At 69.2% G+C, this 14,090-nt stretch carries 13 protein-coding genes and 1 pseudogene; 9 read left to right on the top strand and 5 right to left on the bottom strand.

Annotated features, from left to right (window positions below; genetic code table 11):
- Positions 1-196: 196 nt before the first annotated feature.
- The gene (locus K318_RS21685) at positions 197-2,680 is read left to right on the top strand and encodes a transglycosylase domain-containing protein (RefSeq protein ID WP_051297965.1); all 2,484 of its coding nucleotides are present in this window, start codon (positions 197-199) and stop codon (positions 2,678-2,680) included.
- Positions 2,681-2,792: 112 nt separating this feature from the next.
- On the opposite strand, the gene K318_RS24785 is transcribed toward K318_RS21685, so the two are convergent.
- The 3 genes and pseudogenes from K318_RS24785 to K318_RS21680 form a co-directional block, all read right to left on the bottom strand.
- On the bottom strand, positions 2,793-3,497 hold the full coding sequence (locus K318_RS24785; RefSeq protein WP_156913998.1) for a hypothetical protein: 705 nt from the start codon (positions 3,495-3,497) through the stop codon (positions 2,793-2,795).
- Positions 3,498-3,692: 195 nt separating this feature from the next.
- Positions 3,693-3,890: pseudogene (locus K318_RS25920) on the bottom strand (variant leucine-rich repeat-containing protein); the annotation flags it as partial.
- Positions 3,891-3,914: 24 nt separating this feature from the next.
- Complete coding sequence (locus tag K318_RS21680) at positions 3,915-4,490, bottom strand: hypothetical protein (RefSeq protein ID WP_035281892.1); 576 nt, start codon at positions 4,488-4,490, stop codon at positions 3,915-3,917.
- A gap of 482 nt (positions 4,491-4,972) precedes the next feature.
- Here K318_RS21680 and K318_RS0112465 point away from each other — a divergent pair, with 482 nt between their 5' ends.
- On the top strand, positions 4,973-5,926 hold the full coding sequence (locus tag K318_RS0112465; RefSeq protein WP_029089721.1) for a DUF2690 domain-containing protein: 954 nt from the start codon (positions 4,973-4,975) through the stop codon (positions 5,924-5,926).
- Positions 5,927-6,029: 103 nt separating this feature from the next.
- Here the strand turns inward: K318_RS0112465 and K318_RS0112460 are convergent, their stop codons facing one another.
- Positions 6,030-6,842, bottom strand: a complete 813-nt coding sequence (locus tag K318_RS0112460) for an LppM family (lipo)protein (protein ID WP_156913996.1) — start codon at positions 6,840-6,842, stop codon at positions 6,030-6,032.
- Positions 6,843-7,110: 268 nt separating this feature from the next.
- Between K318_RS0112460 and K318_RS0112455 the strand changes: the two genes are divergently transcribed.
- Positions 7,111-7,902, top strand: coding sequence for a PleD family two-component system response regulator (locus K318_RS0112455; protein WP_029089719.1), 792 nt, complete (start codon positions 7,111-7,113; stop codon positions 7,900-7,902).
- A gap of 251 nt (positions 7,903-8,153) precedes the next feature.
- Here the strand turns inward: K318_RS0112455 and K318_RS23850 are convergent, their stop codons facing one another.
- Positions 8,154-9,233: an LppM family (lipo)protein gene (locus K318_RS23850; RefSeq protein WP_029089718.1), complete on the bottom strand. Its 1,080-nt coding sequence runs from the start codon at positions 9,231-9,233 to the stop codon at positions 8,154-8,156.
- Between the two features lie 322 nt (positions 9,234-9,555).
- On the opposite strand from K318_RS23850, the gene K318_RS0112445 reads away from it, so the two are divergent.
- From K318_RS0112445 to rplI, 6 genes are all read left to right on the top strand, one after another.
- Positions 9,556-10,242, top strand: coding sequence for a hypothetical protein (locus tag K318_RS0112445; RefSeq protein WP_029089717.1), 687 nt, complete (start codon positions 9,556-9,558; stop codon positions 10,240-10,242).
- 216 nt (positions 10,243-10,458) lie between these two features.
- Entirely contained in the window at positions 10,459-12,153 is a 1,695-nt protein-coding gene (locus K318_RS0112440) for a hypothetical protein (RefSeq protein ID WP_029089716.1), read from the top strand.
- 111 nt (positions 12,154-12,264) lie between these two features.
- A complete protein-coding gene (gene rpsF, locus K318_RS0112435; protein ID WP_029089715.1) occupies positions 12,265-12,555 on the top strand; it encodes a 30S ribosomal protein S6 in 291 nt (96 codons plus the stop codon).
- Positions 12,556-12,636: 81 nt separating this feature from the next.
- Positions 12,637-13,251 carry a single-stranded DNA-binding protein gene (locus tag K318_RS0112430; protein WP_029089714.1) on the top strand — a complete coding sequence of 205 codons (615 nt, stop codon included), beginning with the start codon at positions 12,637-12,639 and terminating at the stop codon, positions 13,249-13,251.
- A gap of 66 nt (positions 13,252-13,317) precedes the next feature.
- Complete coding sequence (rpsR, locus tag K318_RS0112425; RefSeq protein ID WP_029089713.1) at positions 13,318-13,557, top strand: 30S ribosomal protein S18; 240 nt, start codon at positions 13,318-13,320, stop codon at positions 13,555-13,557.
- Positions 13,558-13,572: 15 nt separating this feature from the next.
- Positions 13,573-14,031: a 50S ribosomal protein L9 gene (gene rplI, locus K318_RS0112420; RefSeq protein ID WP_029089712.1), complete on the top strand. Its 459-nt coding sequence runs from the start codon at positions 13,573-13,575 to the stop codon at positions 14,029-14,031.
- The last annotated feature ends 59 nt before the right edge of the window (positions 14,032-14,090 follow it).

Here is a 14,090-nt window from a genome sequence, read left to right as displayed (position 1 = left end):
CTGAGGCGGCACCGAGCGGATGCACAGGATCCGCTCGGTGCCGCCTTCAGAGCGCTCACAAACTGAAGTGCGAGAATTGCCCGGTCTCCTGCGGGTCCAGTGGGCGCCGCCTGCGCGAGTGCGGGGCGAGGTGCCGGGCGCGGGAGCGTGATCAGTGGGGCGGTGCGCCCCTCATACGTCCGATGCGGAGGATTCCGTGGCCCCACCCAGCACACCCAGACACTCAGGATCGCGCGGTCGCCATCACAGCGGCGCGTCCGGAAAGGCGTCCGCCTCGGCGGGTGCGGGGAAGGCGAAGAAGGGCAAGGGGTCCGCGCAGGGGGCTGCGGCCTCGGGCGGCTTCTTCGCAGGCCTCGGGCGTGCCGTCGACTATCCGCGCCGCGGGAAGACCGGCTGGCGCCGCTGGGCGCCCGGCTTCCGGCACTGGGCGGTGGCGGTGCTGCTGTTCGTGGCGCTGGGACTCGGTGCGTTCGGCATCGGCTACGCCGTCACGGATGTCCCGGAGCCCAATGCGGAGGCCGCGGGCCAGACCTCGACCGTCTACTACAGCGACGGTGAGACGGAGATCGGCTCGTTCAAGGTCGAGGACCGCCGGAGCGTGAAGATCGACGGCATCTCCGAATACATGCAGCAGGCCGCGGTCGCTGCGGAGGACCAGTCTTTCTACGAGAACCGTGGAATCTCGTTCAGGGGCCTCAGCCGCGCTGTGTGGGGTGTCGCGACGGACGACTACGCCGGCGGCGGTTCCACGATCACGCAGCAGTACGTGAAGAACTTCTACCTGACGAACGAGCAGACGCTCGACCGCAAGGTGAGGGAGATGTTCATCGCGCTGAAGATCGATCAGGAGCAGACCAAGGACGAGGTGCTCGCGAACTACCTCAACACGATCTTCCTGGGCAGGCAGAGCTACGGCATCGAGGTGGCGAGCCGGAACTACTTCGACAAGCCCGCGAGCGATCTGGACCTCGAGGAGAGCGCGCTGCTCGCCGCCATGATCCAGCGCCCGGGTGCCGCCGATCCCGCGGAGAACCCGGAGGAGTACGAGGATCGCTTCCGATACGTGCTCGCGAACATGGCGGACATGGGCTACATCTCGCAGGAGGAGGCGGATTCCGCGCAGCTGCCCGAGGTGCGGGAGCCGCAGGCGAGCAACCAGTACAAGGGCCAGAACGGCTATCTCCTCTCCCATGTGCGCGATGAGCTCAAGGGCCCGGGCGGGCTCACGGATGAGCAGATCGACCGCGGCGGCTACGACATCGTCACGACCTTCGACGAGAAGAAGATGCAGGCGGCGGCGGATGCCGTGGACCGTCTGCCGGAGCGCAACGAGAACCAGCACGTGGGGCTGACCTCCATCGACCCCAAGACCGGCGGCATCGTCGCGATGTACGGGGGCGAGGACTACCTGGAGCGGTCGCTGAACTCCGCAACACAGGAGCGGTCCCAGGCGGGTTCGACGTTCAAGGCATTCACGCTCGTGGCGGGCCTGGAGAACGGCTACCGGCTGAACGACTACTTCACGGGGCAGAGCGGGACGACGTTCCGGCCCGAGGGCGGCGGCTCCTGGGCGCCGCGGAACTTCGGCGGGGCCTCCTACGGCACCGTGAGCCTGCTCAGGGCGACGCAGTCCTCGATCAACTCCGCCTATGCCCAGCTCAACATCGAGGTGGGTCCGGAGAAGACGGTCGACGTCGCCACCCGTGCGGGGCTGCCGGAGAATCCGCCGGACAACCCGATTCCCGGCTACGGTCTCGAGACCAATGCGGCGAATGTGCTGGGCACGGCTTCCCCCACCACGGAGGAGCTCGCCAACGCGTTCTCGACGTTCGCCTCCAACGGCATCCGTCACACCCCCCATGCGGTGGAGACGGTGACGGATCCCGATGACGTCGTGGTGTATGAGCCGGACACCGAAGGTGAGCGCGAGTTCGACGAGAACGTCATGGCGGAGACCTCCTATGCGCTGCGCAATGTGGTGACGGGCGGTTCCGCGAGCTATGCGAACAACCTGGGCCGGCCGGCCGCGGGCAAGACGGGCACCTCGCAGCAGTCGCAGTCGGCGTGGTTCGCCGGGTACACGCCCAATCTCGCGACGGCGGTGTCGATCTTCGGCGCCGATGAGAACGGCAGCCCCATGGACATCGGCGTGTACGGCGGGCGCGGCTCCATCACGGGCGGCTCCTTCCCCACCCAGGCGTGGACGCACTACATGATCGACGCGATGGAGGACATGCCGGTGGAGGACTTCCCCGCTCGCGGTGAGCTGCCGCAGGTGGAGAAGCCGAACAACGACTCCGGCGTGCCGCAGCAGGCACCGCCGCGGAGGCCCGCACCGGATCGCGACCGCGGGTCGTCCGATGGTGAGGACTCCGGCCGCAGCGAGGAGGAGAGCCGTCCCGAGGAGTCGCAGCCGCCGGAGGACGACGGCTCCGACGAAGACGAGAACGACGGTGGTATGCCGCCTCCGGATCGGGGCGACGACGGTGACGAAGGCGGCAACGGCGGCGGTGGTGACGACGACGGTTCCGGCGGAGGGGGCGACGGCGGTTCCGGTGGCGGTGGTGACGACGGCGGCTCCGGCGGTGGCGGCGGCGGGAACGGCGGCGGTGGCGGCGGGAACGGTGACGGCGGCTCCGGCGGCGAAGGCCAGGGTGGTCGCAACGTCCCCGGTCTCTGAGCCTGTGCCGAGGCGGATGAGCATCTGCTGGTGACGGAAGGGGCGGGGTCTGAGCACTGTGCTCAGACCCCGCCCCTCGGCGTCACTCCTGCTGGAACACGAGGACGGCAGATCACGGAGTGCCCCGGGATCCGCGTCCTCCTCGTTTCCTCCGGCGAACGGCGACTGCGATGATCGCGCCGCTGATCAGCACCGCTGCCAGACCCGTGCCTATCAGCACAGCCCGCCAGGGGAAGGGAACGATCGAACCCGCCGCTTCGTAGGTGCCGTCCGGGGTGGTCAGAAGGTCCCACGTTGCTGTCCTCCCGGTCACATCGGCACCCCGGGCCTCTGAGATCCTTCCGGGATAGGTGAGGGTGAATGAGACATCGGCGTCCGCTCTGCTCAGCTCGGCAGCGTTGTCCGCATATCCGCTGAGCAGCGTCATCCGAAGCGTGCCGTCATCGGTCGTGGTGATCTTCTCGACAGCAGCTCCGCCGAAGTAGGAATAGACGGGCGTCTGGAGCCGGAGAGGGTCCTGCATGAGTGCGGTGAGGGGGATCGCAGACATCTCCACTGCAACTCCGCAGTGTGTGCCGCTGATGGTGTCCACCTGAATGTCGAACTGGTCGTACGTTTCGCCGTATGCCTCGAAATCACCGGTCACATCGGATTCGAGGTCGTCGATGCAGAAGCTCTCGCGGAGAGCGTCCTCATGGTAGTCGACGGTGGGCGCCAGCTCTTCGACGTTCACTGCGATGACGGTCTGTGCGGTGACCTGCTGATCCTCGTCAACGACGACGGCAGTTCTGTAGATATAAGCGCTGTCGAGGGGCATCTCAAGGGGATCGACCGCGCCGCGCTGGAAGAGCTGTGAGTACGCGAACCATCCGCCTCCGGCCAGGACCAGCGCGAGTGCGGAGGCGGCGGCGATGAGCGCCGTGCGGCGCCTGCGCCGGGGTCTGCCTGAGTGAGAGGCCCCCTGCGGTGCCCGGTCCGTCGGCCCCGCGCTGACAGAGGGTGCAAGGGCCTGCTGCACCGCAGGGTCCGGGCTTTGGGCGAGCCATGCGCGCAGGTCTGGGTACAGGGCGGGATTGTGCGCCAGAGCGGGAAGGAGGTCGGGGCGGGTTGCGGCGATCCGGTTCATGAGCGCCGGCGGGATCGAGGGATTCGCCGCCAGCTCCGGGGTGAAGTACCGGGGGTCGTCCGGCGCAGCGTCATTCGGGCGCATAGGTCTCTCTGTTCTCGGCACAGCTCACTGGATGACCTGGACGACGGTCTCGCTCGTGCTGCCGGTGAGCTCATCGGTGACGGTGAACGTGTAATCGCCCGGCTCCGCCACGGTTGCGCTGTACTCGGCCCAGCTGTCCGTGCATTCGGCGCTGCGCACCGCGTACCTGAAGTCCCCGGGGCCCGTGATGGAGGCGAGGATCTGGCAGGAGCTGTCAGTGATCGCCACACCGTCGTGGTCGATCGCGGTCCACTCGCCCACCAGCTCGACCTCTCCGTAGTCACTGAGCTGGAAGAGCGCGGGGCCCACCCGCTCGCCTTCCCAGCCGCTCTCGACCGCGATCGTGAACTCCGCGACGCCGGTGCGGTCGTGGTCGAACGGTCCCGGGGACGAGGCACCAGCGGCTTCCTGCGTGGCGAACGCGGCCTGCGGCTGGGGAGCGGCCGACGGTTGGGCGGGCGGCGATTCCGGTGCGGGCGCGGAGGTTTCGGGAGGGGGAGTCGTCTCAGCGGCCTCGGGTGCGGAACCGAATCCGCATCCCGCGAGCAGTGCGAGCGATGCCGCGGCGAGGGAGATTCCCGGACGGCGGTGCAGGGGCATGGGGATCTCCTTGGGACGAGGTCCGGCGTGGAGCTCAGCGTCGGCTTGGTGCTTGTGGTCCGCCGCGGTGCCGAAGCCGGGTGCGGTGTTCCGGGAGGCATCCGAGACGCTTCGAGCGGTGTACTGGCTGCATGATGCACCACATCGCGGAGGCTGCGGAGCTCCCTTGCACTGTCGTCACGGTCTGTGGTACATGCTGCCGCCAGCGCCTGCTTCGGGTGCGAGGGGGCCTGCCATGCCGTGAGGCCGGCACCGGACTGTGCCGTGTGGCGGGGGATCTGCCTGCCGAGGTCTTCTCCGTTGCCTTCCGCGCGATTCGATAACGAACCTGAGACCCGAGACCTGAGGAACGGAAAGATCTGTGAAGATACATGCACACCGAGAGACCTGGGTCTGCGGGGATCCCTTCCCGCAGGGAGCACGGTCATGAGTGACGTGTGAAGCGCCGCACCGGCCAGGCGCTCTGATGGGAGGGGAAGGGCATGACGGACGCGGGCGGAGTGCAGGCGCGACGCGAAGGTGTGGCGGTGGCCGGGGGCTCCGGCACGGCGCAGGACACCCCCGAGCGCTTCGCCGCGGATCTCCGAGCACTGCGCGCCGCTGCCGGTCAGCCCACTCTCATGGCCCTGTCCGGGCGTACGGAGGGAAAGGCCTCGAAGACCACGCTCTCCGATGCGCTGCGGGGCAGGAAGAAGCCTTCGGAGCACACCGTCCGCTGTCTGGTGGCAGCGCTGGGCGGCGACGAGGACGAATGGGTGACGCGCTGGTGGGCGCTCTACGGCCAGGAGAGTGCCGCGGAGGCGGACTCGTCCGCTCCACCGGAGCCTGCCTCGGGCACGGAGGCGGTGCCTGCACAGGGCGGCTCATCGGGTGGCTCGGCACCTGCGGGAGGCGGACCCTCTCCCGCCTCCGGCCGCGGTTCCGGTGCGGTGATCCCACGGTGGCTCGCAGCTGTGATCGCCGGCGGAGCCGCCCTCGTGACCGCGGGCGCCACCAGCCTGCTGTGGGCGAACGTCATCGCGCCGGGCTATGACGACTTCTCACCGCGCTCGTCCGTGGTCAAGGACTATGTGGACTTCGCCGACGGCGTGGATCCCATGCGGACGGTGTGCCGGGAGGACGCGATCATCGCCTCCGCGGAGAACCGGATGGACGGGGAGTTCCTCGTGGAGATGATGTACTCCAGCCAGTGCATGGCCGTGTGGGGCCGTGTGACCCGCTACGACGGCAAGGCCATCGGGAACAGCCTCGAGATGTACGTCTACCCGGCCATCGACATGGGCAGCCCGCGGTCGCAGCAGAGGCAGTCGCTGAACGTGAACTCGCTGTACACGCCGCTCGTGATCGAACCGGATGTGGAGGCACGCGTGTGCGGAATCGCGGAGGCCACGGTGGAGGGCGAGGTCATCGAACTCGGTCCCGCGCTGTGCATCTGAGGCCTGCGGGCCCGTACGGATGCGCTCAAGTGCGGCGTGCGCGGTGCACAGCTGAGTGCGCGTTCCGGTGCACATGCGCGGATCCGGCGGAAGCACGAATGACTCAGCGGCGGTGGGAGAAGCGGAAGACGAGGGCGATGGCCGCAGCGGCGATGATTGCGGCGGCGACGGCGGGCAGGGACTTCTTCCACAGCGGCACCGTGCCCGGTTCCGCGTAGACGAGGATCTCGTCCTCGCCGCAGTTCAGCAGGTCGTAGGTGACCGAATGGCCGTCGATGGAGGCTGCGCCCTGGGCCGAGACGATCTCGCCGGGGAAGGTGACGGTCAGAGTGAACGCATCCATCTGCTCGCGCATGGCGGCGAGGGCCGGTCCCAGCTCCTCGATGCGGGTGACCGCCCGGGCAGGGTTCCGGATCCGCAGCTTGTAGTTGCCCTCCTCCGCCTCCAGCTTGGGCGCGAGGTAGGTGAAGATGCTTCCCCCGCCCTGCGCGCCGAGGGCGGAGACCTGTACGTTCTCGAACTCGACAGTGACGCCGGCGCCGCCCGTCCCGGCCTCGTGGGCCGTGACGGAGACGCCCTCTGGAGCGAGCTCGTCGTACTCCGCGATGTCGCGTTCCAGGCCCTGGCTCAGGCCCTCTGCTCCGTAGGCCTCCTCCAGCGCGACCGCAGGCACCTGCAGTTCGATGCTCCCGCTGGCCGTGAGGTGCCGGCTGATCTGGAACTCAGCAGAGGCAGCGGTGCATCCGCCCAGTCCGAGGAGGAGGACGAGGAACAGGATGGGGAGCAGCACGGTGCCGCCGCGCAGCCGGTGGAGCGTGTGACGGGTGCCTGTGCAGTGGGCGTGCGTATGGCAGGTGCCTGTGTGGAGAGTGTCTGCGCGGCGGGTGCCTGAGGCGGGAGGGACGAGGGCATTCACGTGATCCTCCTGCGGGTGAAGGGCGGGTGCGGAGCGGGCGCGTTCGGTGCGAGCGCGCTGTGCCCGGTGAGAGCGCAGTGCGCCGGAGGGGCGCTCCGCGATCCCGCCGGGCACGGTGTTCCGTTCATCTTAGGAGCATCTCAGGGGGAGGGCGGTGACGGAGCAGCCGGCGTTCCGCGGTGTTCCGCGCCTGTCCGGCTTTTCCGCTTCCTCCGGAATGCCTGATTTCCCGCGGATCGGCGGGCGTTCGCATGCTTCTCTGACTGGCATGAGCTGCCGCACCATCCTGCTGATCTCCGACGACCCGATCCTCACGCTCGGCCTGCACTCGCTGCTGGGTCGTGAGGGCCTTGTGGTCACCTCTGCAGATGTGGATGCCGTCATGGACTCCGCGCGTGACCATCACTGGCGGCCGGACCTCGTGCTGCTCCGCTCCGTGGGCGCGGACTCGCATCACGATCGCCACCGGGTGCTGTCCGCGCTGCCGCGGATCCTGGGCGAGACCGCGCGACCGCCCGTCGCATGCATCGGGACGGGGGACGAGGACGATGTGCTCCGTCTGCGCATGGCGGAGGCCGGAGCCTTCGCCCTCGTCTCGCAGCACGAGCTCGCGGTGGAGTGGGAATCCCTCGTCGCGCAGAGCGCCAGCCGGTGGAGGGACAGTCGCTTCCTCCTCCCGCCCGCGGAACAGATACGCAGGCACCTGGGCTTCACCGCCTCGGGCGCATTGGCGGACTTCCTCCGTGCCGCCGAGGAGGTGGCGCCTGGGCTGGCCGCCGGGCTCTGTCCCGCTGCGGAAGGCGATGCACCCGGGCACTGCGAGGGGAAGCCCGTTCCCAGCCGGACGCAGATCCGCAAGCTGCGCGCAGTCGCCGCCCAGACGGGCGGCCTGCCCAGGCCGGATGCCAGCCGATACTCGACCGCCATCCGGCAGGCACCGGCTCTGCCGGAGTGGCCGCTGGTCCGGAGCACGCTTCTCTCCTGCTGGGGCCGGGCCCCCTCTCAGAGGCGGGTGTCCCAAGGTCAGGCTTTTCCGATGTCTGCGGCACCACAGAGGTGAACGCGGCACAGCAGCAGGCAGCGCGGTGCCGCAGAGACGAACGGCGGGTATGAAGGCAGCGAGTGCTCCTGCTCCCCGGACGAGGGTCATGATTGTCTCCTCACCGCGGGCTGTGCATGGGGATCGAAAGCGGACGGAAACGGTGCACGGCGGCAAGAGAGGAGGCCTCAACTCACCCAGGCGCGCAGTGACGGGGGACGTCCTCGAACGAGTGCGCGGTGTCGGCTCGCGTGCGCATTCGGGGCTCCCGGTCAGGAGGGCGGCGGGGGTGGCGGCGGTGGGCTCGGGGACGGCCTCGGCGGCGGTGGGGGTGGGGCTGGTGCGGCACTGGGCGATGAGGGCGGGGCTGGCGTGGTCCCGGGTGGCGGGGGCGGCGCGGCAGCGCGTGGAGGCGGGACTGGCCCCGCACCGGGTGGGGGTGGGAGCGGTTGCGGAGCCGGTTGCCGCAGCGGTCCCGATCCGGGGTGCATATGCGGTGCGGCAGGGGGTGCCGCGTCGGTCGCGGAGGGTGCGAAGGCAGACGGTTCCGGTGCGAAGACGGGGGCGCCGGCTGCCGACCGTGCACGCCTCCGACGGGCGCGGTTCCACAGGAGGACGGCCACGGCCGCGAGCGCCAGCAGGGCAAGCGGCAGCAGGACCAGGAGCCAGGGGAACGGAGGGACGAGCGAGCCCGTGGCGCTGGGTTCGCTCGTCGAGTCCATGAGGTCCCAGGTCGCTGTCCGGCCCTTGATCTCGGCTCCCGGAGCGCTCGTGACCGGGCCGGGGAAGGTGACGGTGAGGGTGGTCTCGCGGACGATTCCGTCAGCGGTGTCGTAGTCCGTTTCCCACCGGGCCGGGGAGTAGAGATCCAGGAATGCGGAGTCCTCACCGCGCAGCATGACCCCTTCGACGTGGGCCGAACCTGCAGGAGTGAGGGCATAGAGATTGTCGCTGCCGGTGAGGGATTGGATCGGCACGGGAGGGGTCAGGGCCGTCAGACCGCAGTACTCGCCGTCCACGATCTCGAGTTCGGTGCCGGGGTACGAGGCGTATGTGTCATTGCGCAGGGAATCGAGATCTGCCTGGGCGAGGCAGTTGTACTCGCGGTACTGCTCCGGTGAGGAGCCCTCTGCCTGGGCCATGGAAGTCACGTGGGAGGCGTAGGTGCTGCGCACCTGCACGGTGCGGTCCTTCGCGACGGTGATCTCGACGTGCGATTCGATGTCCGCGTCGAAGGTCCGGGAGCCCGAGACCGCATTGCCGGGAGTGGTCGGCACGAGAAGGGCGGCCATCAGCAGCACGGCGAGCAGCGCAGCGGAGGCCCGTGCGGGGACATGGGGTGAACGATTCATACGGCCTCCTGGTGATCCTGCTGAGAGCGTAGTCATCTGTGCAGTGCAGCGTGCGGCTCTGCGCTGCACCCCGGAAGGTCCGTACTGTGAGCGCATCTGCGCGAGCGGAGGGGGCGAGCCGACGGGCTTCCGCCGGATTTCGCGGCCTCGGGCTGAGCTGTGAAGGCGGCCCGTGCAGCGCCGGCCTGGTGCGGCCCGTGCCGGTCTGGAGCCGCCCTGCGCTGTGCCGGCCGGGCGCGAGCCAGCGCCGAAACCGGTGTGCATCTGAGTGAAGGGATGGGGCATGCGAACGTCGGAGGCGCGAATTCGTCTGGGTGGAGCCGTGCTGGCCCTTCTGCTCACAGCCGTGAGCGGCTGTGCCGGAACAGGCGCTCTGGGCCTGGGCACCTGGAGTGGACCGACATGCGATGAGGAGGATCTGCAGCGGTATACGGAGGAATGGGCGCAGGGGCTGTCCGGCTACGGATACGAGTACTACGGCGTCGATCTTCTGCCCGATGACTTCGGGACCGATACCGAGATCATCGACGTCGACCTCGAGAACCTCGAGGACGCTTTCGGTGAAGGTGCCGGGATGGTGGAGGGCGGCGCGATTGTGATGACCCCTGACGAGACGTCGGAGGATTATGCGGGTGGTCGCAATCTCACGCACACGGTCACTGCAGCCATCTCCCCCATGACGGAGATCAAGGAGGCGCAGCAGGGCAGCTATGAGAACTACGAGTCAACGATGCGCGACAGGTGGGGAAGCGAGCTCACCTCTGTGGAGGAGCTCGACGCTCAGGGCTGGACCTGGGGTGCACAGGCGTCCATGGCCGCAGAGGGCGTGGACAACACGGAACTGCACCTCGTGGCGGTGGGCGACGGTGTGCTTTTCATGGTGCAGGTGATGGACGTGAACATCGACTTCGGCTGGGGAGACGAGAGCGAGCAGGAGCCTGCCGATCCCATCGAACTCGCCGAGGTGCAGCCGATGGCGGATGAGCTCCTCCAGGCGTTCTGCGGCTGAGAGCGGCCGTCAGGCTGCACACGAACCTCCTTCCAGGAAGCGGGAGGCACCCACTGCCGGTTCCGCGAATGCGGGGCCGGCAGTGGGCGTTGTGGGGCTGGCTGGACAGAATCGCAGCGCTCTGTCGAACAGTTTCGCAGGTGCCTGCTGCACAGTTTCGCAGGTACGGGGGCCGAGGCCCAGGGCTGCGTCCGTGTCGTCCTCTACGCTGGCCCTATGCCGAACACACGCGAGGTTCCCGGACCGGGAGAGGCTCCGGAATCGGACTGGGGCTCGGAAGCGGACCGGCAGTCCGCGCCGGACTCGAGTTCCCAGCCGGAACGGAGTTCCGCGCCGGGCTGTGGTCCCGGCACGGCTGCCGGTGCGGAACAGCGCCGCCCTTCCGCCCCCGCTCGCCTCGCCGCCCCCCTGCTGGGGACCGAGGGCGCCGCACGGTTCGCCCGCCCTGACGCCCGCGTCCTCGTCGCGGGCTCCTGGATGGTGCTCGCAGTGCTGGGACTGAGCGTGGCCGTCGGCATCCTCCTGCAGGCGCCGTGCATGTCCGGCGGCTACGAGCTGCCCCGCGCCTCCTTCCGCATGTGCTCCTCGCCCGTGGCACTCTCCCTTCTGGGCGAGACCGCACCGGATGCGCCCGGCGCGATCACCTCGGGCCTGCCGGGCTTCTCCCTGCTGACCTACTGGTTCACGGTCGCCGCCTCCGGCCTCCTGGGCGCAGCCCCGGCGGAGGGCATGGCGATCCTCCTCGTGCTCAACACCGCCGCATTCGCGGCGATGGGGACGGGCATGCTCGTCCTCGCCCGGAAGCTCGGCCTGGGCGGTCGGGGTCCGGCCTGGGCCGCGGTGGGCTTCCTCTCGCCCGTCATCGTCTTCGGCATCGGAGCGTCGCTGGAGCCTGTGGGCGTGGCCTGCGCAGTCTGGGCCTGCGTCCTGCTGCTGGGAGGACGGACCACCGGCTCCCTCCTGGGCGCCGGGTCCCTCCTCGCCGTCGCCGCGGCAGCGGGGCCGCTGGGCCTCGTGGTGCTCCTCGGAGTCCTCCTGGGCGCCTCGCGCGACCGAGCTCAGGCCGCCCTCGTGCTCGCGGGATTCGCCCTGCTCACCGGCCTGATGCTGCTGGCGGACGGTCGGCTGCCCGGGCGCCTGGCCGTGTGGTTCTCGGACGCCGTGGACCGGGGCTCCCTGGCCTCAATCGCACTCGTCCGCGGCTGGAGCGACGAGGCCGCGCTCACCACCGGTCTGCTGGTCGTCTGGGGCTTCGGCCTCGTGGCGCTCGCCGCCCTCTTCGTCTCACGGTCGATGCACCGCCCCGTCCGGACCGCGCCCGAGGCGGCCTCCCCCGGAGCTGCTCCCACCGGGAGAGCTGGATCCGAGGCGTCTCCCGCCGGGGCGACCGTGTTCGGGGCGGGGGGCGCCTCGGGCGCCGCTCCCGCTGCGGCCTCCTCGAGTCCCGCTCCCTCGAGCCCTGTCTCCTTCGACCTCGCGACACTGCGGGAGATGGAGGCCTCGGACGAGCGGATCCACCTGCGGCGCACCGCACTCACCCTCACGGCCATGCTGAGCTTCTCCGTCATCGTGGCTCCGGGCTCGTCCACCTCGCTGTCGCTGTGGCTCGTGCCCTTCGCCGCGCTCATGGTCCCGCACCTGTGGGTGCACGCCGTCTGGTTCTTCGCCGAGCTCGGGTTCGCGATCGCCGCACACCTGTCCGAGGCCGCCGCGCTCGACGCTCAGACCGGCCTCGCGGACTCCTGGGCGGCGGTCTTCACGCTGCTGCGCTTCCTGGCGCTGGCCCTCATCACCGCCTATGCCCTGGACGATCTCGTGAGGAGGCCGCCTGACCTCGCGCGGGCAGGGGCCGGTGACGCAGAAGGGTCCGGGAGCACACGAGGGACCGGAGGCGCGAGAGCGCGTGCCTGATGTACACTGTTGCGGTTGCCCTCTGCCCGCGCCGCGGGTGAGGGGAGCCGCGCATAACCCTCCTGTCATGGAACGACCATGACCGCTGAGACCAGAGGAGGTGGGTGACACATGCGTAAGTACGAGCTCATGCTCATCCTTGATCCGGAACTCGAAGAGCGCTCCGTGGGCGCCGACATCGAGAAGCTGCTGAAGGTCGTGCCCGCCGAGGGCGGAACCGTCGACAACGTCGACGTGTGGGGCCGTCGCCGGTTCGCATATGAGATCCAGAAGAAGACCGAGGGCTACTACGCCGTCATCGATCTCACCGCGAAGCCGGAGACCGTCAAGGAGCTCGATCGCCAGCTCGGACTCAACGAGTCCGTCCTGCGCACGAAGATCCTCCGGCCCGACGCCAAGTGACCGCGTGAGCGGCGGGATCCCGCCGCTCACCTGATCAGAACAACGAAGAAGCCCGAGAAAGCTGGAGCTTAAGGAGTCGACATGGCAGGCGAGACAGTCATCACGGTCGTCGGGAACGTCACCGCGGACCCCGAGCTGAGGTTCACCGCCAACGGCGCAGCCGTTGCGAACTTCACCGTCGCCTCCACACCGCGCACATTCGATCGCCAGGCGAACGAGTTCCGCGATGGTGAGACCCTCTTCCTCCGCTGCAGCGCCTGGCGCGAAATGGCCGAGAACGTCGCGGAGTCCGTCTCCCGCGGCACCCGCGTCATCGTGCAGGGACGCCTGCGCGCCCGCACCTTCGACACGAAGGAGGGCGAGCGTCGCACGGTGTTCGAACTCGATGCCGATGAGGTCGGCCCCAGCCTCCGCTTCGCCTCGGCGAACGTCACGCGCAATGAGCGCGGCGGCGGTGGCGGGAACCGCGGCGGCCAGCAGGGCGGCTTCGGAGGAGGCCAGCCACAGGGTGGATTCGGCGGCGGCCAGCAGGGCGGCTTTGGCGGCCCGCAGGGCGGCGCCCCCGCTCAGCAGGGCGGGAGCTGGGGTGCGAACCCGCAGCAGAGCCGTCCGCCCCAGGACGATCCCTGGGCGGCGTCCAACCCGCAGGGCGGCGGAGGCTGGGGCAACCCGGCCGATGACGAGCCCCCGTTCTGATCAGCGTCTGACGGCGATCGCAGGCTGATCGCACAGCATCTTCCTTCACAGTTCTAGGAGCACACCATGGCAAAGCCGGATCCCCGGAAGCCCATCAAGAAGAAGGCGAACCCGCTCAAGCGCGGAGAAGCCGCAACCATCACCTACAAGGACACCGCGACGCTGCGCAAGTTCATCTCGGACCGCGGCAAGATCCGCGCCCGCCGCGTCACCGGTGTCACCGTGCAGGAGCAGCGCATCATCGCGAAGGCCGTGAAGAACGCCCGCGAGATGGCTCTGCTTCCCTACACCAGCACCAGCCGCTGATAGGAGGAGAGAACAATGGCCACCAGGAAGCTCATCCTCAATCAGGAAGTCGACCGTCTCGGCGCCGCCGGTGACGTCGTCGAGGTCAAGGCCGGCTACGCCCGCAACCTGCTCATCCCCCGCGGCTGGGCTCGTCCGTGGAGCGCCGGTGCGGAGAAGGACGTCCAGGCTCTGCGCAAGGCCCGTCAGGCCCGCCAGCTCGCCGACCGCGACGAGGCCATCGCCCTCAAGGAGAAGCTCGAGGCGAGCACCGCTCGCATCGAGATGAAGGCCGGCAAGGGCGGCCGTCTCTTCGGTGCGGTCACCCCGGCCCTCGTGGCCGAGGCCCTCACGGCCGTCGTGGGCCACGAGTTCGACCGCCGTCAGGTGGCGCTCACGGGCCACGTGAAGTCGGCTGGCACCTACACGGCGACCGTGCGCGTGCACGACGAGATCACCGCGAACGCCAAGTTCGCCGTGATCGGCAAGGCCTGATCCTCAGGCTGCAACAGCCTGGTCCCCAGGTTGAAACGGTCTGATGTCAGGCTGTCAGG

The sequence above is a fragment of the Brevibacterium album DSM 18261 genome, assembly GCF_000426445.1.
Classification (GTDB): domain Bacteria; phylum Actinomycetota; class Actinomycetes; order Actinomycetales; family Brevibacteriaceae; genus Brevibacterium; species Brevibacterium album.
The sequence above is the reverse complement of the archived record's forward strand: the minus strand, read 5'-3'. Positions and strand labels throughout refer to the sequence as shown.

Bases quoted from the DNA above. Each gene is read 5' to 3' on its own strand.
- K318_RS23850 (WP_029089718.1), bottom strand. From the start codon at position 9,233: ATGAATCGTTCACCCCATGTCCCCGCACGGGCCTCCGCTGCGCTGCTC.
- rpsR (WP_029089713.1), top strand. From the start codon at position 13,318: ATGGCAAAGCCGGATCCCCGGAAGCCCATCAAGAAGAAGGCGAACCCG.
- K318_RS21680 (WP_035281892.1), bottom strand. From the start codon at position 4,490: ATGCCCCTGCACCGCCGTCCGGGAATCTCCCTCGCCGCGGCATCGCTC.
- rplI (WP_029089712.1), top strand. From the start codon at position 13,573: ATGGCCACCAGGAAGCTCATCCTCAATCAGGAAGTCGACCGTCTCGGC.
- K318_RS0112465 (WP_029089721.1), top strand. From the start codon at position 4,973: ATGACGGACGCGGGCGGAGTGCAGGCGCGACGCGAAGGTGTGGCGGTG.
- K318_RS24785 (WP_156913998.1), bottom strand. From the start codon at position 3,497: ATGCCCCTCGACAGCGCTTATATCTACAGAACTGCCGTCGTCGTTGAC.
- K318_RS0112440 (WP_029089716.1), top strand. From the start codon at position 10,459: ATGCCGAACACACGCGAGGTTCCCGGACCGGGAGAGGCTCCGGAATCG.
- K318_RS0112455 (WP_029089719.1), top strand. From the start codon at position 7,111: ATGAGCTGCCGCACCATCCTGCTGATCTCCGACGACCCGATCCTCACG.
- K318_RS0112430 (WP_029089714.1), top strand. From the start codon at position 12,637: ATGGCAGGCGAGACAGTCATCACGGTCGTCGGGAACGTCACCGCGGAC.
- rpsF (WP_029089715.1), top strand. From the start codon at position 12,265: ATGCGTAAGTACGAGCTCATGCTCATCCTTGATCCGGAACTCGAAGAG.